This is a genomic window from Acinetobacter sp. 809848, from assembly GCF_000581275.1.
GTDB lineage: Bacteria > Pseudomonadota > Gammaproteobacteria > Pseudomonadales > Moraxellaceae > Acinetobacter > Acinetobacter pittii.
Genome location: NZ_JEXG01000013.1, coordinates 64,237 through 84,739 on the forward strand (window position 1 = coordinate 64,237; position 20,503 = coordinate 84,739).

Here is a 20,503-nt window from a genome sequence, read left to right on the forward strand (position 1 = left end):
AATGTAGTATGGCAGGCTTAGCTCAGACCACAATCCAGAAAATCAATCATTGGTATGAACGGATATTGCCTAAATGGCCAGCGGAAGTGACGCCACGTAATGTCCTGATTTTCTGTGTCGTTGCATTGTTGTGTATCGGTTCAGTGATGGTGGCGTCCGCTTCGATGCCCTATGCTGAATATATGCATGAAAACCCATTTCACTATGTGATTCGTCATGGTATTTCGATTGTCGCTGCGGGTGTAGTGGCTTATTTGACCTATCGAATATCACTGAATACGTGGTTTAAAAATACCTTCCCGCTGTGGTTATTAACCATGGTTCTGTTGCTTGCTGCTTTGGTGGTGGGTTCGGAAGTGAACGGTTCTACACGCTGGATTAAGATCGGTGGCTTTACCTTACAGCCAACCGAGGTTGCCAAAGTCATGATGGCAATCTTTACCGCAGACTATGTTGTGCGCCGTGCCAAAGAGGTTCGTACTCATTGGAAAGGCCTGCTGCGTTTAAGTGGGGTAATGGCAATCACGGTTGGTTTGATTATTGCTGAGCCTGACTTAGGGGCAACAGTCGTTATTGTCATGATGATGGTTGGTGTGTTCTTTTTAGCGGGCGCGCCGCCAACTCAGTTCTTAATCATGCTTGGTGCGATTGTCACAGGTATTGTGTTTTTGATCTTATTTGAACCCTACCGTTTCCAGCGTTTAATTTCGTTTACTGACCCATGGGCAGATCCATTAGGTGTAGGTTATCAGTTATCAAATGCATTAATGGCTTTTGGTCGTGGTGAATGGTTTGGTACAGGCTTAGGCCACAGTGTACAAAAACTATCTTATTTACCTGAAGCACATACCGACTTTATGTTGGCAGTGCTAGGTGAAGAGTTTGGTTTCGTGGGTATTTCGATTGTTATTGGCTTGTCTTTCTTGATGCTGGCATGTTGTATCAAAATTGGTCACCGTGCTTTGAAACATCATTACCTTCGCGCAGGCTATTTAGCTTACGGCATTAGTATTATTTTCTTGCTCCAGATTTTAGTAAATGCGGGCATGAATATGGGCTTAATGCCAACTAAAGGTTTGACTTTGCCATTCATTAGTTATGGTGGTACGTCTTTAATGATGTGTGCTGCGATGATTAGCTTAATCTTAAAGATTGATGCATCAACACAAGAAGTCAACCCAGAACGAGAAGAGTCAAACTTCTAAAATTAGACATCATAAAAAAGCCCGATATCAAATCGGGCTTTTTTATTATTTATAGATATGTTCCGCTGAGCTCTTGCACATGAGGAATCAAATCAACATTCCACTGCGCTACAGCCTGTTTGAGCATCGCTCTAGGCTGATCTAAATCAACGTTGGGTTGTCCCAAGGCCAGTATTGCTTTTTGAAGTAATTCAGGCGCTTTTGATAAATCGAGTGCTTGAGCAAGATTTTGTTTAGAGAGCTTTTGCCCTTGGTCATTCATTGCAAGGGGAAGGTGCATATAGCTCAATTTAGGATAACCTAGAAGCTGAGCTAACCAAATCTGACGTTCGGTGTTATCTAATAAGTCCGCGCCTCGAACGACATGGGTAATACCTTGTAGATAATCATCCACAACGACCGCAAGTTGATAGTTAATAATCCCATCACGGCGCTTAAGAACAAAATCTCCAAGATCGTGTTGTAGATTGGAGCAATGTACTCCTTGCAATCGGTCATCAAAACAGATCTGCTGATCTTGAACTTTTACCCGAATCGCTTGACCTTGAAAATCAAGATTGAGATCGCGGCAAGTACCTGCATAGATTGCATTTGAACCAAGCATTTTGCGGGTACATTGACATGCATAGATAAGACCTTCTTTTTTGAGTTGGTCTAATACGCTTTCATAAATGTCTAAACGATTTTTTTGAAAGATGATCTCTGTATCAGGTTCGAATTGGAAGGCTTCAAGTGATGTAAGAATATGCTCTTCACTGCCGGGATAAATACGAGGGATATCTGTATCTTCGACACGAACCAGCCATTTGCCTTGATGGGCTTTTGCATCGCAATAGCTGGCAACAGCAGTAATGAGTGATCCAAAATGCAAAGGGCCGGTTGGCGATGGCGCAAACCGACCTGAGTATGAAAAGCTAGGCTTTTCTTGAGTAGCTACAGCGGTCATATTAACCGTTATTTTGCTTCTCTTTGATTTCTGCCAAAGTTTTGCAATCAATACATAAAGTTGCAGTTGGACGTGCTTCTAAACGACGTAAGCCGATTTCAATACCACAAGTTTCACAGAAACCGTAGTCTTCATTCTTAATAGCTTCCATAGATTGTTCGATTTTACGAATTAACTTACGTTCACGGTCACGTGTACGTAATTCAATTGCAAATTCTTCTTCTTGGGTAGCACGGTCGTTTACATCTGGCAGTGCAGTTGATTCGTCTTGCATCGTATTTAAAGTACGATCAACTTCAGACATTAATTCAGCTTTCCATGCTTGCAGAATTTGTCGGAAATGCTCGAGCTGTCCTTCAGACATGTACTCTTCATTTTTCTTAGGTTGATAAGGTGCAATACCAAATAAACTTGCAGTTGTGCCTATGTCAGAAGTTTTAGGTTTCACTTTACGTGCACGTTTTGCAGAAGCTTTGTCACCTTCCACTACAACTTCTGTATGTTCATCCAAAACTTGGTTGTGGTTGTCATTCGCCATAATAGGGCATTCCTCATCATACACGTATTATCTATACGCAAAAAATATGGTGATATGCAAGTGTTTTTATAGAAAACCATCGATGGGATTTTCCCATCGGGTCGTCATCATATAGATTTTTCCTGCAAGATGATAGTCATTCCGACCCGTAAATATTTTCAAAACGTGTTTACCCCAGTCATAATTATATATAAGCATATAAGAAATAGGGCTAATAGCCTGAAATATCAGTGTTTATATGGCCTTGAAAATTTTCAAGACGGAAGACTTCTGTTTCAAAACTACCATCGTTTTTTAGACGAATGTAACGGTAGCCGGGAGCATTTTGATCTAAAGCAAAATCATTACTAAAGGGTTTAAACTGAACACTTGTCGAAGGTGTAGAGAAAAATTCGACCCCTTGCCAAATGTTGATTGAGTCTTGATGAACATGCCCGCAGACCAAAGCTTTTACATTTTTAAACGGCGTTAATGCTGTAAGCAAAGCATTAGAATTTTGTAACTTGTGATGATCAATCCATTTTGACTTCATGGCAAAAGGGTGGTGATGACAAGCCAGCAAAATCGGGTTATCTGCATACTCTTCAAGTAAAGCCGTTAAGTTCTCTAGCTGTTCTGCTGATAGATGTCCATCAATATGACCTTTTACCGCACTATTTAATAGAATAATCCGCCAGTTCCCTAAGCAAATGACCACAGGTTCCTGATGATTCTCTTTATGCAATGGAAAATGGTCAACATTGTCATGATTACCTAAGGTCTGAAAAAAGGGCAGACCAAGCGTTTGCATATATTGAATATAACGTTTGTAGGTAATAGGCGTTGGTGCCTGAGCTAGGTCCCCGGTATGGATAATTGTATCAGTTTCAGGATGTTTATTAAGTATCTGTTGAATAATGGCATGAAAGCTTTCTTCAGGATTCATACCCACAAATTCTAAATGCGGATACTCCAATAGGTGGGTATCGGTAATTTGTATAATGACATGATTTTTTTGTGAAAGTGTTGAGACTTGAAAAGTCACCGTCCTACCTCTTCGGATTTATTATCGTTTTGCTGTGTTGAGCCAGCCATTGTAATGCCATAATAACAGGGGCATTTCTTAAACGTCCGCTGTCGAGTAGTGTTTGAATCTCACTATAACTAAACAAATGCAGCTGAATATTTTCACCCTCATTATCTACCCCAAAAACACCGCCTACAGCAGGTAAATTGGTTTCAGCAACATACAGATGAAATAACTCTGAACAGGCGCCAGCTGATGGGTAAAAACTAAATAGATGTTCTAAATCCTGAACTTCGCAGCCTGATTCTTCAAGACTCTCGCGTCGAATGCAACTTTCTGGTGATTCATTGCCATCTAATACACCTGCGATAATTTCGAGTTGCCATGGCGAATGGGAGTCATCTAAAGCACCAACACGAAACTGTTCAATCAGGACAAACTGTTGTTTTTGATCATTGTAGAGTAGAACGCCAGCCGCTTCAGGCCGATGCACAAGTTCGCGCTGCAATACAGGAGTATATTCAGATTGATTAAATAGACGATGTCGAAGGCTGACTTTTTCAACTTGAATAAAACCACTGAACAGAGGTTCACGTGATGTTACTTCGACATCTTTAGATGTATAACTTGGACGCTCGACAATACTCATGATTCGATCAGGACGAAATCTATTTATTTCATCCTAACCGAGAATCAGGGCTAGGCAAGTGTTTTTTTTGAATATTTACACTTTATGATACAGTTTTTGTCCTTGCTCTTGATAAACCTCTTTCATCGCTTTGAGGCCTTCTTCAACCTCTGAATCGCTATTGGTGAGATTGTTGGCATAGTCACGAACATTCTGGGTGATTTTCATCGAACAGAATTTTGGACCACACATTGAGCAAAAGTGAGCAGATTTATGCGCTTCTTTTGGTAAAGTCTCGTCATGCATGCTGCGTGCTGTATCTGGGTCTAGGCTTAGGTTGAACTGGTCGTCCCAACGGAATTCGAAACGTGCTTTAGACAAGGCATTATCACGAACCTGTGCACCCGGATGACCTTTGGCAAGATCGGCTGCGTGTGCTGCAATCTTGTAGGTAATAATTCCGTCTTTTACATCTTTCTTGTTTGGTAAACCTAAATGTTCTTTAGGTGTCACATAGCAAAGCATTGCTGTGCCATACCAGCCAATCATGGCTGCACCAATAGCAGAAGTAATGTGGTCATAACCCGGAGCGATATCTGTGGTTAAAGGCCCAAGCGTATAGAATGGAGCTTCTTTACACACTTCCAACTGTAAGTCCATGTTCTCTTTAATCATGTGCATTGGTACGTGACCCGGACCTTCGATCATGACCTGAACATCATGTTCCCATGCACGGTGAGTCAGCTCACCCAGTGTTTTAAGTTCGCTGAACTGCGCTTCGTCATTTGCATCTTGAATACAACCCGGACGTAAGCCATCGCCTAAGCTAAATGACACATCATAGGCTTTCATGATTTCACAGATTTCATCGAAGTGTGTGTATAAGAAGTTCTCTTCATGATGAGCGAGACACCACTGCGCCATGATTGAACCACCACGAGACACAATACCTGTTAAACGGTTTGCTGTAAGTGGCACATAGCGAAGCAATACACCTGCGTGAATGGTGAAGTAGTCAACACCTTGTTCAGCTTGTTCAATAAGCGTGTCTTTAAAGATTTCCCAAGTCAGGTTCTCTGCAACACCATCAACTTTTTCAAGTGCTTGATAAATTGGTACGGTACCGATTGGAACTGGTGAGTTACGAATAATCCATTCACGTGTTTCATGAATGTTCTTACCTGTAGACAAGTCCATAATGGTGTCGGCACCCCAACGGGTTGCCCAAGTCATTTTCGCAACTTCTTCATCAATTGAAGAACCAAGTGCTGAGTTACCAATATTGGCATTAATCTTAACCAAGAAGTTACGGCCAATAATCATTGGTTCAAGTTCTGGGTGGTTAATGTTGGCAGGAATAATAGCGCGGCCTTCGGCAACTTCTTGGCGAACAAACTCAGGTGTAATTTCTTTTAAGTTTTTCGCACCAAAGTTTTGACCTGGGTGCTGGCGCATATCTACAGCTTCGCGTTGACGCTGATTTTCACGAATTGCAATATATTCCATTTCAGGCGTGATAATACCTTGCTTGGCATAGTGCATTTGAGTGACATTTTTGCCTGCTTTAGCACGGCGTGGGTTTTGAATATGTGCAAAGCGAATATCAGCAGTACGAATATCTTTTAAACGCTCCTGTCCAAACTTTGAAGTTAGGCCAGAAAGAACGTCAGTATCGTTACGCTCTTCAATCCATTTTTGACGAACTGAAGGTAAACCTTTGTTTAAATCAATTTGAACATTCGGGTCAGTATAAACACCTGAAGTGTCATATACCATAATAGGTGGGTTGTGCTCTCCACCAAGGCCAGTTGGAGTATCGGTTAAAGAAATTTCTCGCATTGGAACCTGAATATCAGGGCGAGAGCCTTCAATATAAACTTTTTTAGAAGCGGGTAAGATGCGGGTTAAGTCTTTTGCATCTTGTTCATGTTGTGCTGAAATTTCAGCAGAAGAGAGATTCGTTAATTGGTTCATCACATGATCCTTATGAATAACATCAACGAATCAAGCACGACCAAAAACGATGGCGGATTTATCTTGAACTAGATAAATTGAGGGCTTAGGTTTTCAGATGGCTTGATTCCTACGCAGGTCTTAACCTGATCAGGTTCAACGGTACTTGTGATCAAACTGGTGTTGCGATAACACGAAATTTACACAATCTCAGCGAGCTATTACTCGCGCTCCGTCAAGCGATTTAAAGACTAACATGTTTTAGGTTGGCTGGCATTGTCAATTTGTATCTATACAAACCGCATCTATATGGCAGTCACGATAGACTTCTGTGTTCCATGGCGAATCAAATTTTAATAACTGTTCAAGTTGTTCATGCACAATCTGATAGGTAGATTTCTTTTGCCCATTTTCATCAGTTAAATCTATTTTAAATTGCTTATTGCGCTCATCGACAGGGGTGGCAATAAATTTAAGAAATTGTTGGGCAGGTTTCGCTAAACTTGATTGGCTCTGAGTTGATAAAAAGCGGATTTGCTGAAGTGCATCAGGGTCAAACCATGTGTTCGGGGCATATTCATTTGACACAGGTGTGTTATCTAGACCAAAGAAAATGAAGTATCGATATTCATTAAAGAGTATTTTGGCATCATTAATAAAATAACTCTTTGGATATTTTTGAATAAACTTTTCCCAAAATAAAGCACGTTCAGTAAGCTCTTTCCATGAAACAGCCAAAGCACCATCGTTATAGAAAATGTCTTGATTGTCTTTTGCCATACGAGATAAAAATTCTTTCTGGTCAGCGGGTAAAGCCTTAGAAAAAACATCAACTAAGTAGTTCGGTTGACGGCGATAAGTAAACATACCTTCACCTTGATAGAGCAGCTCAATATAGGCTTGCCCTTCATGTTGAAGTAAATATTGATCACGTGGGCTCAGTTGGGCGAAGAGCTTTTTCTGACTTTGAATAACCTTTTTAAGGTCTTGTTTCTGTTCTAAAACGGCATAGCCAAATGCTTCAAAAGCTCTACCTGTTTTTTCAGTGTAGTCTTGTTTTAGAAAACGTTGATACATGGCAGTTGATGCATTAATCAGCTTAAGCTGCTCATGATTTTTTAAAGAGGGAACACAGATTTTAAGCTTTTCATTAATTTGATTTAAGTCTTCTATTTTGCTGTTTTGATTAATCGTGTGCATAGCTACCATAATTTGTAAGCAGCTACTGTCTTGTTTTTGAGTGGCCTTTTGCTCAGTTGGTTTTTGCTCTTTAGATACAGCCTGATCTTGCTCTGATGTTTTATTACATCCAGCTAAAAGTAGTGCACCGCACATACTCATTATTAGAACTTTTTTCATCATTGTACTTTTATAGAAATTAATATTGCTCAAATTATAACGCTTAAAAAGATTGCATCATTGTTAGAAATCTTTATTATTAGGTAGGTCGGTCTACTTAATTAAAAAACTATGAATGATAAAACAGCAAGACAGAAAATTCTCGATGCCGCTTCAACTTTGTTTTATAACGATGGCATTACTGCAACTGGAATTAACTCAGTTACGGCTAAAGCAGATGTTGCGAAGATGTCGCTTTATAATAATTTTTCTTCAAAAGGTGAGCTTGTCGATGCCTACATTGCTGCACGCCATCAAGAGTGGCTTGATCTCTACCAAAAGCGTTTAGAAAAAATAAAAACAGCTAAAGAAGCCATCTTGGCCGTATTTGATGCCTATCAAGACCATGCGGAATTTGCCTATGAAAAAGGCTTTCGAGGTTGTGGGTTATTGAATGCTGCGGCTGAGTTTCCGGCCAATAGTACAGGGCGTAGTTCTGTAAGGCAGCATAAAGAAGAAGTGGAGGCTATTGTTGCTGAGCATTTAAAAAAATTAATCCCAGAGTCACAGCGCGTTAACTATGTGGCTACGCAGCTTTCTTTTCTTTTAGAGGGTTCTATGGCACGAGCAGGCCTAGAAGGAAACAGCCGTCAACTTCTATTAGCAAAACAAATGGCAGAAGACATTTTAAATAGAGAATGTCCATATGATTAGCCTCATTAAAAATAGTAGCTATGGAGGCACAATTGCAATTTTAGTTGCTTCTGTTTTGTGGGGAACAACAGGTACGGCGGCAGCATTTGCACCGACACTTGGCCCACTTGCTATTGGCGCTGTAGCGATGGGCGGTGGAGGCCTTTTACAAGCTTTGGTTGCATCACGAGCAATACGCGAAAACCGCCAGTTTATAAGGGAAAATATTTCAATACTGCTTTTAGGCATAGCGGCGGTGGGTATTTATCCCTTGGCTTTTTATTCTTCAATGCATTATGCAGGTATTACGATTGGCACCGTGGTTTCAATTGGTACTGCTCCACTAATCGCAGCAATTTTAGAACGATTCTTTGATCGCAAAGCTTTATCGGCTATCTGGTTTCTAAGTTTTGTGTGCGGTGTGCTTGGTGTAAGTATGTTGTCGATGGGCGAAAGTCATGCGGTTCAAGAGAGTACAAATCAATGGAATAAATACTTCGGTATTTTGCTTGGGCTGGTCGCTGCTACAACTTATTCGCTTTATTCATGGGCCGCGAAAAGATTAATAGATCGGGGTGTTGCTGCTAAAGCTGCAATGGGTATGATTATGGGCGGTGGAGCGGTTATTTTACTGCCTACTTTGTTGATTACAGGTGGAGGGTTACTACAAAGCTCAACCAATCTACTTGTGGCTGGTTATATGATGCTGATTCCTATGTTTTTAGGTTATTTGCTTTTTGGATTTGGTCTAAAAACAGTAAATGCCAGCAAAGCGACCACCCTAACTTTATTCGAACCCTTAGTCGCTGCGATTTTTGCGATTGTTTTGGTTGGCGAGCATGTTTCATGGGTAGGTTGGATAGGCATGTTTTTGATTTTTATTTGTATTTTAATATTGTCAAAAACTAAGAACGCTTAAAAAACTAAAACTTTTAATGGCTTGAGTTTGATTTGAATTTTTCTTAGTCTTAAAGGCAAGTTTTATCGTTGATTTGAACAATGAAAATAAAATTAATGGTCGCTGTTGGCCTTTGGAGTTTTGCATCTTCGAGTTTTGCTCTAGATTTGGTTGAAGCTTATGAGCGCGCAAAACAAAATGACCCAACGTGGCAAGCCAATCAACAACAATTTGAAGCAGATCAACTTAATTTAGGCTTGGCAACAGGGGCATTATTACCCACTGTCACATTGTCTGGAAACATTACTCGTAATCGACAAACTGTAAAACGTTCAAACTTTCCGGGTGTTGATCAAGAAGGCCTGTCAGATGCTTTGGTAAGTAATACATCAACGACTCGACAAGCCACTCTCACTGCACGTCAGCCATTATTTCGAATGGATGCTTGGGAAGGTTATAAGCAAGTTAAAACTTCGGTTGCCTTAAGTGAAATTACCTTAAGGCTGCAAAAACAAGATCATGTTTTAAATGTGGCAGAAGCCTATTTCAATGTGTTGCGTCAGCAGGCATTGAGTGTTGCATACTTACAAGAAGAAAAAGCTTTGCTTGAGCAGCTCAATATGATGAATGCCAAACTCAAAGAAGGTTTGGTGGCGCGTAGTGATGTGAGTGAAGCAAATGCTCAATATCAAAATGCCAGAGCCAATCGTATTTCAACCAATGTTCAATTACTTTTAGCTCAAGAGCAGCTGTCTGAATATATTGGTTCTTATCAAGATAAACTCGCTGTACTGCGCAGTGATTTTAGTTTTCAAAAGCCTTATCCGGCAGAGCTTAATGACTGGCTTTCTTTGGCGCAGCAAAAAAATTTAAAGATTCAGCAAGCACGTTTACAGCAAAAATATAGTGAAGATCAGCGCCGTGTCGAAAAGGCAGCGCTTTATCCTCAAATAGATGCCGTAGCAAGTTATGGCTATACTAAACAAACACCAGAGACACTCATTTCGACTGACGGAAAATTTGATCAGGTTGGGGTAGAAATGAACTGGAATCTATTTAATGGTGGACGGACCCGAACATCAATTAAAAAAGCCACTGTAGAAGCCAGTAAAGCGCAGGCACAACTTGATGCAGCCATTCGCCGTGCCAATGTCGATGTGAAAAGTGCGTTTATGCAGGTAGACACAGATCAAGCCAAACTTGAAGCAAGAAAGGCTGCAATGGATTCATCTTCTTTAGTTTCTCAAGCTTCAAAAGCGAGTTATAACGAAGGCTTAAAAAGTATGGTTGATGTTTTATTGGCGCAGCGTAATGCTTTTTCTGCAAAACAGGATTATCTTAATGCTCAGTATGACTATTTATTGAATGTGCTTCGTTTAAAAGCTGCGGTAGGCCAGTTAGGTGAAAAAGATCTGGTTGAGCTTAATAGCTGGTTAACTTATCAGTAATTAAAAGCTTTTATCTGAAATTTAATTTTGTCATAAAAACTTAATGATTGCTGTGTTTTAATGCTCAATCATTTTATTCCCGCGCCATCATGTTGGAGGCTTCCCTTGAGTCCGAGTAATCCGGTGTTAAGCCATCATATTTCTTCTCAATTTAATGAAGATTTGCAAGATGTAAACACAAAGTTTATGACCATGGGTGGCTTGGTCGAACAGCAGGTTGCAAATGCAATCCATTCTTTACTTGATACAGACGCAAATTTAGCGATTGATGTTCAATTTAAAGATAATGCAGTCAATCAATATGAACGTGATATCGATGAAGGCTTAACATTAATTTTGGCGCGTCGTCATCCGGCAGCGATTGATTTGCGTATGGTTATTGCCATGAGCAAAGCCAATACTGACCTTGAGCGTATTGGTGATGAAGCAGCGAAAATTGCCCGTATTGCACAAAACCTGTGTGAAGAAGGCGGGTCGCCGCGTGGCTACATGGAAACACGTCATATTGGTAACCAAGTTCGTGTCATGATTCATGATGCACTTGACGCTTTTGCACGTTTAGATGCAGATCAAGCTTTACGTGTACTTTTAGCGGATGCTGACATTGACCGTGAATATCAATCAGCAACACGTACATTAATGACCTATATGATTGAAGACCCGCGCCATATTGCTCGTGTGATTAATGTCATGTGGGTTTTACGTTCATTAGAGCGTATTGGCGATCATGCACGTAACATTGCTGAGCAAGTGATTTATATGGCGAAAGGCTTTGATGCTCGTCATACCAAAATTGAAGAAATTGAAGCCAAAGTCCACGAAAAGTAATCTTGAGCTGAAATATTTAAAGGCCTTGTTTAAAACAAGGCTTTTTTGTTTTTAAAAAATAATAGATAAAAAAATGTCCCGAACTTTGGGGGGAAGTTCAGGACAGAAAATCAAGTGCATAAACACGACAGGGATCGTGTTCTTCTTGCTATAGAGTGATATTAAGTTCTTCGCTTTTTGATGTCATGTAGAGTCCTGTGCGCTCTATGTAAGGCTTTTTATGTTTGTGTAAGTTTCACGTAAAAAAAAGCGGATCTATGTATATAGACCCGCCTTTTTAATGATGAGTAAGCTAAAACAAACCGATTATTCTGGTTTCCAGCCTTCAGCTTTTTCTACGCTTTCATCATTATTGAAAAATTTCTCACGTTGTTCTTCCAGAAACTTTTTAGCTTCTGGTTCAAACACGTTTAAACGCTTTTCATTAATGAGCGTAGTTTGATGCTGTAACCATTCTTGCCATGCTTGTTTAGAAACATTTTCAAAAAAATCTTGGCCTTTAGCACCTGGGAAAGGAGCGAAGTCTAAACCTTCCATTTCCTTTTGATATTTACGGCAAAATACTTGGCGACTCATGTTTTATCCTTAAGCGTATAACTGTTCTAAACGTGTATGGGCACGCGCAATTGCAGCTTCAACCTGTTTTGGAGAAGTTCCACCAATATGATCACGAGCATTTACAGAAGCTTCTAGAGTTAAGGCTTTGTCAAACACATCTGCTGTAATTAAGTCAGAGAATTGCTGTAATTGCTCAAGTGTGAGTTCAGATAAGTCTTTTTCTTCCGCAACACCTAATGCAACAGCTTTACCTACAATTTCATGCGCATCACGGAACGCAACGCCTTTTTTCACTAAGTAGTCAGCAAGGTCAGTTGCAGTTGAGAATCCACGAAGAGCAGCTTCACGCATGATTTCAATATTTGGAACCAATGCAGGAATCATGTCTGCAAATGCCATGAGTGAACCACGAACCGTATCGATTGCATCAAATAAAGGTTCTTTGTCTTCTTGGTTATCTTTGTTGTATGCCAATGGTTGACCTTTCATGAGCGTAAGTAAGCTAATTAAGTCACCAAATACACGGCCAGATTTACCACGAATAAGTTCTGGAACATCCGGATTTTTCTTCTGTGGCATGATTGAAGAACCAGTACAGAAGCGGTCAGGAATATTCACAAATTTGAACTGTGCAGAAGTCCAAAGAATGAGCTCTTCTGACATACGTGATAAATGCATCATGATGAGTGCAGCTGCCGCATTAAATTCGATGGCAAAGTCACGGTCAGATACAGCATCAAGAGAGTTTTCAGATACAGCTTCAAAACCTAAAAGTTCTGCTGTATATGCGCGGTCAATCGGATAAGTTGTACCAGCAAGAGCGGCAGAACCAAGTGGCATACGATTAACACGTTTACGGCAGTCTTGAAGTCGTTCAGTGTCACGCACTAACATTTCAAACCATGCTAACAAGTGATGACCAAAAGTCACAGGTTGAGCAGTTTGTAGGTGTGTAAAGCCTGGCATAATTGTATTTACATTTTTGGCAGCCAAGCCTAACAAGCCTTTTTGTAAACGTTCTAATAATTTTAAAATATCATCAATTTCGTCGCGCAGGTAAAGACGAATATCAGTTGCAACCTGATCGTTACGGCTACGGCCTGTGTGTAATTTTTTACCTGTAATGCCAATACGTTGAGTCAAACGTGATTCAATGTTCATGTGAACATCTTCAAGATCGATGCGCCATTCAAAGTTTCCAGCTTCAATTTCTGAGCGAATGGTGCTTAAACCTTCAATAATGTCATCGCGTTCTGCTTCTGTCAGTACGCCAACTTTCGCAAGCATGGTAGCATGCGCAATCGAACCAGCGATGTCTTGCTTATAAAAACGCTGGTCAAACTGAACAGAGGCGGTAAATTCGGCTACAAAAGCGTCCGTCGCTTCAGAAAAACGACCACCCCACATACCTGAGGTTTGGTCTGGGGTTACTGAATTAGGGGGATTTGAAGATGTGGTCATGGTGGCTCAGTAAAATAAAAAAGAGTATATCACTTGCCGAAGCTCAACAAACAAAGTTGTTTCCTACAGCATACCGAAATCAAAATTCCTCCTATTTTTTTACGAAAAGCGGGCGTTGGCAACACTTATTCGAATTAATTATCGCAAGTAATGTTTTGGCACTGGTCTTGGCATTGGCTGAAGCGCAGTCTTGGCAAGCCTTAAGCGGGGGAAGGCTTTTTCAATACATCATTTTTATTAACTGGGTAATATTGTCCTTTTTTGCATTGGTTGAACACTTTCAAGGTTTTTTTAGCAGCTTGCGTCAAGAATTTGCTTTGGCTATTGGTTTTGTCATGCTGCAAAGTATTGTTGTTTTGACCACTTTAATGAGTAATTTTTTTCAGTTTGGTCTTTTAAATAAACATGCTTCTTTAACGCAGGGCTGGAGTATTTATTTTACCAATGTACCTTTATATCTAAGCTATGGAATATTACTCGGGGCTTTCTGCTTACGTTATTTATATGTCAGGGAACAATGGTTGCATCAGCAATATGCCGAGTTAAATGCCCGTATTCAGGCCATGCAAGCACGAATTCATCCTCACTTCTTATTCAATAGTTTAAATAATGTGGTGAGTTTAATTGCGATAGATCCAGATAAAGCAGAAAGCATGCTCATTAGTTTGTCGCGTTTATTTCGAGCAAGTTTCCAAGAATTAAAATTGGTGAGTCTGCATGAAGAAATCGAGCTGAGTAAACAATATTTAATGATTGAACAGGTCCGTTTGGGAGAACGTTTAAAAATAGACTGGAAGATCGAGCTTTCATCTGTGCAATTAAAACAGATCACTATTCCTTTATTGACATTACAACCTTTGTTAGAGAATAGTATTTTTCATGGGGTAGAACCAATGATGGGCAAAGCAACTATAGGGGTATTGGTTGAAATATTGCAAAATCAGGTCAGTATAGTCATTACCAACCCATATACAGACGATACAATAAATTCACGGAAAGGGCATGGAATCGCTCTTGAAAATGTTAAGCAGCGCCTGAAAGCGTATTATGGGAACACCGTTAGATTTCAGGTTTATAAAGGTGAAGCTTTATATACCACTATTATGAGCTATCAATATCAAACAAAATAATAAGTCAGTCAGAGTTAACCATAAAAAAATGGACCAAGTTAACGGTGACAAGGAGGATGAATGAAGGTGCTAATTTGTGATGATGAACCACTTGCAGTGGAGCGTTTATCACGTTTAGTTTCAAAGATGAGACATGAGGTTGTATCAACGGCTCATCATGGACAGGAGGCATTGGAACAAGCACGGCTTCATCAACCGGATGTAATCTTGCTTGATATTCAAATGCCAGGTATGAATGGGCTTGTCTGTGCAGAACAGTTAAGTCAGCTAAATCCTCGACCTGCGATTGTATTTTGTACCGCCTACGATCAGCATGCATTAGAAGCTTTTAAAGCTCAGGCTCAAGCTTATCTTCTTAAACCGATTGATCCGGTTGAACTTGAGCAAGCTTTAACTCAGCTAACTCAACTTACTCAAGCACAACTCAATGCATTACCGAATTCTGAGCTTTTACAAGATTTAAAAACACAGCGTCATCAAATTGCCGCAAAAACCTATCGTGGTGTTGAGCTGATTCCTGTTGAAAATATCTATTACTTTTTAGCAGATCAGAAATATGTCACTGTGAGACATAAAAATGGCAGTGTATTAATAGATGAAACATTAAAAGAACTTGAAACCGAATTTGCAGATCAGTTTATTCGTATTCATCGAAATGCGTTGGTTGCGGTTGCATATTTAGATGGGTTGGAACTGATTAGTTCGGGGCAATATCAGGTTAGATTGCGAGGCCTTGATGAGCGACTTTCAGTGAGCCGTCGACATTTGTCTACGCTTAGAGAGCGAATTCATCAGCTCTAAATTTAAAAGAGTTATCTTGGACTTGCGAGATTTTACTTGCAATTTTAAGGGATCAAGTTAAGTTTAGGGTGTATTGTTTGACCAGCCCATGCTTGAATTTATGAAAACCTTGAAAATTGCTACACGACAAAGCCCACTTGCTCTTTGGCAGGCAGAACATATTCGTGCCCGTTTACAGGAGCTTCACCCTGATTTAACGGTGGAATTGGTTAAATTTGTCACGCAGGGCGATAAAATCTTAGATACGCCTTTAGCAAAAATTGGGGGTAAAGGGCTGTTCGTTAAAGAGTTGGAAGCAGCACTTTTAGATGGGCGTGCGGACTTAGCTGTACATTCAATGAAAGATGTCCCAATGGCTTTGCCTGAAGGTTTAACTTTAGCAGTAATTTGTGAGCGTGAAGATCCGTTAGATGCTTTTGTTTCTAATCGTTTTGAAACATTCGCTGATTTACCACAAGGTGCAAAAGTTGGTACATCAAGCCTACGTCGTAAATCTCAAATATTAAAACAACGTCCTGATTTACAAATTATTGACTTGCGTGGAAATGTTGGCACACGTTTAGCGAAGCTAGATGACGGTCAATATGATGCAATTATTCTAGCCAGTGCTGGTTTGAAGCGTTTAGGGTTGTCGGAACGTATCCGTCATTGTTTAACACCAGATATTAGTTTGCCTGCTGTGGGACAAGGTGCATTGGGTTTAGAGTGCCGTGCAGCTGACCAAGATGTATTGGCTTTAATTCAACCTTTATTACACGAAGAAACAGATGTTTGTGTACGTGCTGAACGTGCATTTAATGCCTATCTTGAAGGCGGTTGTCAGGTCCCAATTGCAGGTTATGCCACACTGCAAAATGGTCAAATCCATATCGAAGGTCGTGTTGGAAGCCCTGATGGCCAAACATTATTACGTGCTGAACTAACAGATGAGGCCAATAATGCTCAGCAATTGGGTGAAAACCTTGCTCGAAACTTACTTGATCAAGGTGCTGGCGAGCTATTAAAGGCCCTCTACTAAACCATGCTGTTTATTAATACTCGACCTGATTCGCGTGCAGCTGAACTAACAGAAGCTTTGCAAAATGAAGGTTATCAGGTTGAGTCTTTACCCCTTTTAGAGCTCGTTGCAAAACCCTTTTCTGAACACTTACTTCAGCTTTACCAACAATTAATTAAGGCGCAAGCTATTGTTGTCGTCAGCCCAACTGCTGTTGAATTGGGTATGGAGTATTTAGTAAAAAGTGGTTTAAAAATTAGCGACTTAAAACATATTCAGTGGATTGCGGTAGGGCAAGCAACAGCCAATTGTCTAAACGAATATGGAATAGAAGCACATATCCCAGATGTTGAAACTTCTGAGGGGATGTTGAACCTACCTATTCTGCACAATATGCAACAGACGGGTAGTGTGGCTTTTTGGCGGGGAGAAGGTGGACGCCAATTTATGATGGAGACCTTGCAACAACAAGGAATTCAGATTTTAAATTTTGTTCTATATCATCGGCAGTGCCCAGAAGCTTCATATTCTACATTCAAACATCTGACACAGAATTCAAATTATAATTTAAATAAATGGCTCGTCTTAATTACCAGTGAAGCGAGCTGGAAATATTGGTTAGAGCTTTGTTCAAAAAATAATGTACAACCTGATGGTGTATATCTGGTTTTAGGGCCTCGTCTTTTTCAAATTGTTAAAGAGTATCGCGATCAGCAACAGGCTCATTTTCACATTATTCAACTTGAAAATTTATCGCCTTCGGGGATGATTCATCACATTCAGGCATTATAAGGATTCGTATGAGAAAACTTGTTTCTATCATCATTTTACTGGGCGTAGCTTGGTTGGCTAAGCTCAGTTACGATATGTGGCAAATTTCTCGTACTGTTCCCGAGCTTAAACAAAGTCTGCTGCAATCCGAACAGCACTATGCCAATTTAAATGATCAATTGGTTGCTTTACAGCGACAGTTGCAGAATCAACCCGTAAGTACAGGGAATAAAACCAATTCAGTAGTTCAACCGGAAGCTCCACCGACAGGTATTGCACCTACAGTTTTAATTAAACAAAAGTTAGATTTAATTCAATTTGCGATTGATCAGCAGCAGTTGATTTATGCAGTTGATCAATTAAATCAGTTACAGCAATCGCTTGTACACTATGAAATTGCTCCTGCATTGCAGCATAGCTTGAATCAATCGCTCGAGCAGGATAAACAGGCAGTTCAACAGTTTACTTTGGCTCAAAATCAACGCCATCAATTAATCGATGATTTATTACAGAACATTGATAAGAATATTCAACAAGCCTTAGCCCAGCCTAAACTTGAAATGGATCAATCCGAGACTGTGTCTTGGTGGAAAAAGTGGTTCCGTATAGAAAAAGTAGAAACGCCGTCTATTAATTTAATGAGTCGAAGCGTTGTGCTTAAAGAAGTGCAATTAAGATTGTTAATTGCCGAACAGGCACTCAATCAAGGAAAAATGACTGAGTATCAAAATGAGTTGCAATCTGTGATGCAAAAGTTAGATGAAATGCCTGATGCAACCAGTCAGCAGTTAAAAAAACGTATTGCTAAAGTGGCACATTTATCTATCGTGCCTGTTCCTAAACTTTCTACACTTGGGCTAATCGGCTCATAAGGAGGATATATGAAACACCTCCTGTGGGTTTATTTCGTAATCAGCTTAATACTCTTTGCAGCCCTAGCTTTATTTAGTTATGGCTATGGAATGGGGTATGTCTATATTTACTGGCGACAATTGCAGCTACAAACAAATGTCTGGGGATTAACTCTTACTTTTGTAGTGATGAGTTTTATTGCTCAACTCTTGTGGCTGTGGATTAAACGTTATTCATCTCGTGAACAAAGAAAAAGTGAAAACATCTTCCAGTTTAAAAACCTTCATCCCTATGAACAATTAGGTATTGTTTGGTTATTAGAAGCGGCCGAAGATCAACGTGTATTTATTGAACGTGTTTTTACTCAATCAGGGCTTTTAAAAAATATTATCGATGCCAAGTTTCTGGTTTTAAGTGGGGACTATCCAAAAGCATTGGCTGCTCTCGATCAATCACCACCGATGGCATTTGAATTGGCAGAGTTACAGCGAATTGAAATCTTTTTAGCCGAAAATGAAGCCGATCGTGCATTAACTCATCTCGAATTTTTATATCAACACCAGTTATCACCGTGGTTACAAGAAATAGAAACTGCTTACCAGCAAAGATTAACGGCTTTATGGGGGCAATTAGCGCTGCAACATCCATGGGTATATTTACGTTCCATGAAATATGGTTTGCTAGATGCTGAGCACCGTGATTTATGGTTGCAACAACTTCTTCAGCAATTTGACCAAGCCTTTATTGATGACTTACATGCCTTGCAGCAACGTTATTTGGATTTAGAGTCCGAAATTCAAACTCGACCTTATAGCAGTAAGTTGTTATGGCTAAAATTATTAGCACGTATGCCAGATATGAGCATGCAGCATGCGGCCTTAACGCTACATTTGTTAAAAGAGCAGTTTGACCCAGAAGTGTTTTATCTATGGTTTCAGCAGCAGTTGCTTAAACAAGTTCCAGACTATACCGATGTTGAAGAAAAAATTATTCAATTTGAAAATCAATATATGAATTTGCCAGTTTTAACCTTTGCAAAATGGCATGTCTATATGGCAACTGGACGTCAAACAGAAGCTGAAACATTATTATCATTATATCCAGATAATATTTTAATGAGCTATTTATGCATTAAGTCTACGCTTAAAGAAGATGACGTGTTAATCAAACAGTTAAATCTAATCTTTGAAAATGATGCAAATTTTTTAAAGTTTAAAATATGAGGTAAAAATGAAAGAACTGTCTGTCTACCCAGTAATATATGAACAGAAAGTAGCGTGGGGAGATATGGACGCTTTCGGTCATGTCAATAATGTACAATATTATCGATATATTGAAAGCTCACGTATTTTATATATGGAAGCAATCAATATATTAACCCCACATTTATATACCGTGGTAGCTTCAAGCCAGTGTAAATATTTAAAGCCTGTTTTTTATCCTGACATATTGAAAGTTGGTGTTCGCGTGGAAGAGCTCCGTAATAGCGCATTCCGTATGGCTTATATATTGTGGAGTGAAACCCAACAACAAATAGTCGCTACTGGTGAAGCTGTTATGGTATGCGTAGATAAATTAACAGAACGAAAATGTGAAATACCACAGGAAATAAAACAAAAAATTATTGAGCTAGAAAAATCAGTTGGGCATGACTTAATACATTTATCTTAAATAAATATTAATAAAATATATTTCATTTATAATTGGTAATGTAATTAAAAGGTAATTTTTTTGGTTATTCTGATGAACACGGCTTTCAAACTATTGCTTATTGAATAGATTATAAATAATATTGGTCTTGATTTTATGTTTTTAAATTTTGTCTGTATTATTTTGAATTGTCTGTAAGACTGGAGTATTTATTAATGAAACCGGATATCAGTGAATTATCTGTTGAAGAGTTAAAACGCTTACAAGAAGAAGCAGAAGCTTTAATTGCAAGTAAAAAAGATCAAGCAATCGAAGATGCTTATAATCAAATTATCGAGATTGCTGAAAATGTAGGTTTCAGTGTTGAGCAACTTCTTGAGTTTGGTGCTCAAAAACGTAAGAAAACAACTCGTAAATCTGTTGAGCCTCGTTACCGCAACAAAAACAATGCTGAAGAGACTTGGACTGGTCGCGGTAAACAACCACGCTGGTTAGTTGCTGAAATTGAAAAAGGCGCAAAACTTGAAGATTTCTTAATCTAATCAAATTGCCATTTTTAAAAGCCAAGAAAATTTGCTTGGCTTTTTTATTGATAAAAATATCTCAAAATTTTGCTATAAATATTATTTAAAAAATTGAGTGTTTAAATTGCTCTTTAAATGAATTGTTGAGATCAAATGTGCATTTACTTCATTGAGCGCCAAGTTTTCATGATTTTGTCATACGTTCAACTTATAGTCTCAATACCGAAGCCAAGCCCGATTGCTTGGTTTTTTTATATGAAGTGAATTGGCGATGTTGA

At 39.4% G+C, this 20,503-nt stretch carries 21 protein-coding genes and 1 riboswitch; of the genes, 13 read left to right on the forward strand and 8 right to left on the reverse strand.

Annotation, left to right across the window (positions count from 1 at the left end; all coding sequences use genetic code 11):
• Positions 1–8: 8 nt before the first annotated feature.
• Entirely contained in the window at positions 9–1,205 is a 1,197-nt protein-coding gene (ftsW, locus tag J536_RS13415) for a putative lipid II flippase FtsW (RefSeq protein WP_005079447.1), read from the forward strand.
• Positions 1,206–1,254: 49 nt separating this feature from the next.
• Here the strand turns inward: ftsW and gluQRS are convergent, their stop codons facing one another.
• The 6 genes from gluQRS to J536_RS13445 all read right to left on the reverse strand — a co-directional run bounded on the left by gluQRS (position 1,255) and on the right by J536_RS13445 (position 7,638).
• Positions 1,255–2,151, reverse strand: coding sequence for a tRNA glutamyl-Q(34) synthetase GluQRS (gene gluQRS, locus J536_RS13420; RefSeq protein ID WP_005065740.1), 897 nt, complete (start codon positions 2,149–2,151; stop codon positions 1,255–1,257).
• A 1-nt stretch (position 2,152) separates the two neighbouring features.
• Positions 2,153–2,689 (reverse strand): RNA polymerase-binding protein DksA, encoded by a 537-nt coding sequence (gene dksA / locus J536_RS13425; protein WP_002121205.1) that lies wholly within the window; start codon positions 2,687–2,689, stop codon positions 2,153–2,155.
• A 211-nt stretch (positions 2,690–2,900) separates the two neighbouring features.
• The gene (gene cpdA, locus J536_RS13430) at positions 2,901–3,713 is read right to left on the reverse strand and encodes a 3',5'-cyclic-AMP phosphodiesterase (protein WP_032063104.1); all 813 of its coding nucleotides are present in this window, start codon (positions 3,711–3,713) and stop codon (positions 2,901–2,903) included.
• A gap of 4 nt (positions 3,714–3,717) precedes the next feature.
• Entirely contained in the window at positions 3,718–4,344 is a 627-nt protein-coding gene (locus J536_RS13435) for an NUDIX domain-containing protein (protein WP_005065745.1), read from the reverse strand.
• A 75-nt stretch (positions 4,345–4,419) separates the two neighbouring features.
• Complete coding sequence (gene thiC, locus J536_RS13440) at positions 4,420–6,297, reverse strand: phosphomethylpyrimidine synthase ThiC (protein ID WP_001072861.1); 1,878 nt, start codon at positions 6,295–6,297, stop codon at positions 4,420–4,422.
• Positions 6,298–6,386: 89 nt separating this feature from the next.
• Positions 6,387–6,521: riboswitch (TPP riboswitch) on the reverse strand.
• A gap of 34 nt (positions 6,522–6,555) precedes the next feature.
• On the reverse strand, positions 6,556–7,638 hold the full coding sequence (locus J536_RS13445) for a hypothetical protein (RefSeq protein ID WP_032063105.1): 1,083 nt from the start codon (positions 7,636–7,638) through the stop codon (positions 6,556–6,558).
• A gap of 108 nt (positions 7,639–7,746) precedes the next feature.
• Between J536_RS13445 and J536_RS13450 the strand changes: the two genes are divergently transcribed.
• The 4 genes from J536_RS13450 to phoU all read left to right on the forward strand — a co-directional run bounded on the left by J536_RS13450 (position 7,747) and on the right by phoU (position 11,481).
• The gene (locus tag J536_RS13450; RefSeq protein ID WP_032063106.1) at positions 7,747–8,328 is read left to right on the forward strand and encodes a TetR/AcrR family transcriptional regulator; all 582 of its coding nucleotides are present in this window, start codon (positions 7,747–7,749) and stop codon (positions 8,326–8,328) included.
• Positions 8,321–9,226: a DMT family transporter gene (locus J536_RS13455; protein WP_005065752.1), complete on the forward strand. Its 906-nt coding sequence runs from the start codon at positions 8,321–8,323 to the stop codon at positions 9,224–9,226. The genes J536_RS13450 and J536_RS13455 overlap by 8 nt, the downstream gene beginning before the upstream one ends.
• 95 nt (positions 9,227–9,321) lie before the next feature.
• Positions 9,322–10,653, forward strand: a complete 1,332-nt coding sequence (locus tag J536_RS13460) for a TolC family outer membrane protein (RefSeq protein WP_080779830.1) — start codon at positions 9,322–9,324, stop codon at positions 10,651–10,653.
• Positions 10,654–10,758: 105 nt separating this feature from the next.
• On the forward strand, positions 10,759–11,481 hold the full coding sequence (gene phoU / locus J536_RS13465) for a phosphate signaling complex protein PhoU (RefSeq protein ID WP_000075183.1): 723 nt from the start codon (positions 10,759–10,761) through the stop codon (positions 11,479–11,481).
• Positions 11,482–11,787: 306 nt separating this feature from the next.
• Here phoU and J536_RS13470 read toward each other — a convergent pair whose 3' ends face one another.
• Together J536_RS13470 and argH are read right to left on the reverse strand one after the other, a co-directional pair.
• The gene (locus tag J536_RS13470; RefSeq protein ID WP_000089995.1) at positions 11,788–12,057 is read right to left on the reverse strand and encodes an oxidative damage protection protein; all 270 of its coding nucleotides are present in this window, start codon (positions 12,055–12,057) and stop codon (positions 11,788–11,790) included.
• Between the two features lie 9 nt (positions 12,058–12,066).
• The gene (gene argH / locus J536_RS13475; RefSeq protein WP_002121138.1) at positions 12,067–13,500 is read right to left on the reverse strand and encodes an argininosuccinate lyase; all 1,434 of its coding nucleotides are present in this window, start codon (positions 13,498–13,500) and stop codon (positions 12,067–12,069) included.
• Between argH and J536_RS13480 the strand changes: the two genes are divergently transcribed.
• The 8 genes from J536_RS13480 to J536_RS13515 all read left to right on the forward strand — a co-directional run bounded on the left by J536_RS13480 (position 13,491) and on the right by J536_RS13515 (position 20,243).
• On the forward strand, positions 13,491–14,630 hold the full coding sequence (locus J536_RS13480; RefSeq protein ID WP_032037680.1) for a sensor histidine kinase: 1,140 nt from the start codon (positions 13,491–13,493) through the stop codon (positions 14,628–14,630). The genes argH and J536_RS13480 overlap by 10 nt on opposite strands.
• A 60-nt stretch (positions 14,631–14,690) precedes the next feature.
• Positions 14,691–15,431, forward strand: coding sequence for a LytR/AlgR family response regulator transcription factor (locus J536_RS13485; protein WP_005065762.1), 741 nt, complete (start codon positions 14,691–14,693; stop codon positions 15,429–15,431).
• Between the two features lie 100 nt (positions 15,432–15,531).
• Positions 15,532–16,449 carry a hydroxymethylbilane synthase gene (hemC, locus tag J536_RS13490; protein WP_031945258.1) on the forward strand — a complete coding sequence of 306 codons (918 nt, stop codon included), beginning with the start codon at positions 15,532–15,534 and terminating at the stop codon, positions 16,447–16,449.
• Between the two features lie 3 nt (positions 16,450–16,452).
• Positions 16,453–17,220, forward strand: a complete 768-nt coding sequence (locus J536_RS13495) for a uroporphyrinogen-III synthase (RefSeq protein WP_005065765.1) — start codon at positions 16,453–16,455, stop codon at positions 17,218–17,220.
• Between the two features lie 8 nt (positions 17,221–17,228).
• On the forward strand, positions 17,229–18,071 hold the full coding sequence (locus J536_RS13500) for a hypothetical protein (protein WP_032063108.1): 843 nt from the start codon (positions 17,229–17,231) through the stop codon (positions 18,069–18,071).
• Positions 18,072–18,080: 9 nt separating this feature from the next.
• Complete coding sequence (locus J536_RS13505) at positions 18,081–19,274, forward strand: membrane protein (protein ID WP_032063109.1); 1,194 nt, start codon at positions 18,081–18,083, stop codon at positions 19,272–19,274.
• 7 nt (positions 19,275–19,281) lie between these two features.
• Complete coding sequence (locus J536_RS13510; RefSeq protein ID WP_017400180.1) at positions 19,282–19,722, forward strand: acyl-CoA thioesterase; 441 nt, start codon at positions 19,282–19,284, stop codon at positions 19,720–19,722.
• Between the two features lie 194 nt (positions 19,723–19,916).
• Entirely contained in the window at positions 19,917–20,243 is a 327-nt protein-coding gene (locus tag J536_RS13515) for an H-NS family nucleoid-associated regulatory protein (RefSeq protein ID WP_000801427.1), read from the forward strand.
• Positions 20,244–20,503: the final 260 nt, after the last annotated feature.

What these genes read in the sequence shown, in the direction of transcription:
- J536_RS13500 (WP_032063108.1), top strand. Translation starts at nt 17,229, where the DNA reads ATGAGAAAACTTGTTTCTATCATCATTTTACTGGGCGTAGCTTGGTTG.
- dksA (WP_002121205.1), bottom strand. Translation starts at nt 2,689, where the DNA reads ATGGCGAATGACAACCACAACCAAGTTTTGGATGAACATACAGAAGTT.
- J536_RS13470 (WP_000089995.1), bottom strand. Translation starts at nt 12,057, where the DNA reads ATGAGTCGCCAAGTATTTTGCCGTAAATATCAAAAGGAAATGGAAGGT.
- argH (WP_002121138.1), bottom strand. Translation starts at nt 13,500, where the DNA reads ATGACCACATCTTCAAATCCCCCTAATTCAGTAACCCCAGACCAAACC.
- hemC (WP_031945258.1), top strand. Translation starts at nt 15,532, where the DNA reads ATGAAAACCTTGAAAATTGCTACACGACAAAGCCCACTTGCTCTTTGG.
- J536_RS13455 (WP_005065752.1), top strand. Translation starts at nt 8,321, where the DNA reads ATGATTAGCCTCATTAAAAATAGTAGCTATGGAGGCACAATTGCAATT.
- thiC (WP_001072861.1), bottom strand. Translation starts at nt 6,297, where the DNA reads ATGAACCAATTAACGAATCTCTCTTCTGCTGAAATTTCAGCACAACAT.
- J536_RS13505 (WP_032063109.1), top strand. Translation starts at nt 18,081, where the DNA reads ATGAAACACCTCCTGTGGGTTTATTTCGTAATCAGCTTAATACTCTTT.
- J536_RS13495 (WP_005065765.1), top strand. Translation starts at nt 16,453, where the DNA reads ATGCTGTTTATTAATACTCGACCTGATTCGCGTGCAGCTGAACTAACA.
- gluQRS (WP_005065740.1), bottom strand. Translation starts at nt 2,151, where the DNA reads ATGACCGCTGTAGCTACTCAAGAAAAGCCTAGCTTTTCATACTCAGGT.
- J536_RS13510 (WP_017400180.1), top strand. Translation starts at nt 19,282, where the DNA reads ATGAAAGAACTGTCTGTCTACCCAGTAATATATGAACAGAAAGTAGCG.
- ftsW (WP_005079447.1), top strand. Translation starts at nt 9, where the DNA reads ATGGCAGGCTTAGCTCAGACCACAATCCAGAAAATCAATCATTGGTAT.
- J536_RS13460 (WP_080779830.1), top strand. Translation starts at nt 9,322, where the DNA reads ATGGTCGCTGTTGGCCTTTGGAGTTTTGCATCTTCGAGTTTTGCTCTA.
- J536_RS13435 (WP_005065745.1), bottom strand. Translation starts at nt 4,344, where the DNA reads ATGAGTATTGTCGAGCGTCCAAGTTATACATCTAAAGATGTCGAAGTA.
- J536_RS13485 (WP_005065762.1), top strand. Translation starts at nt 14,691, where the DNA reads ATGAAGGTGCTAATTTGTGATGATGAACCACTTGCAGTGGAGCGTTTA.
- J536_RS13445 (WP_032063105.1), bottom strand. Translation starts at nt 7,638, where the DNA reads ATGATGAAAAAAGTTCTAATAATGAGTATGTGCGGTGCACTACTTTTA.
- J536_RS13515 (WP_000801427.1), top strand. Translation starts at nt 19,917, where the DNA reads ATGAAACCGGATATCAGTGAATTATCTGTTGAAGAGTTAAAACGCTTA.
- J536_RS13450 (WP_032063106.1), top strand. Translation starts at nt 7,747, where the DNA reads ATGAATGATAAAACAGCAAGACAGAAAATTCTCGATGCCGCTTCAACT.
- J536_RS13480 (WP_032037680.1), top strand. Translation starts at nt 13,491, where the DNA reads ATGTGGTCATGGTGGCTCAGTAAAATAAAAAAGAGTATATCACTTGCC.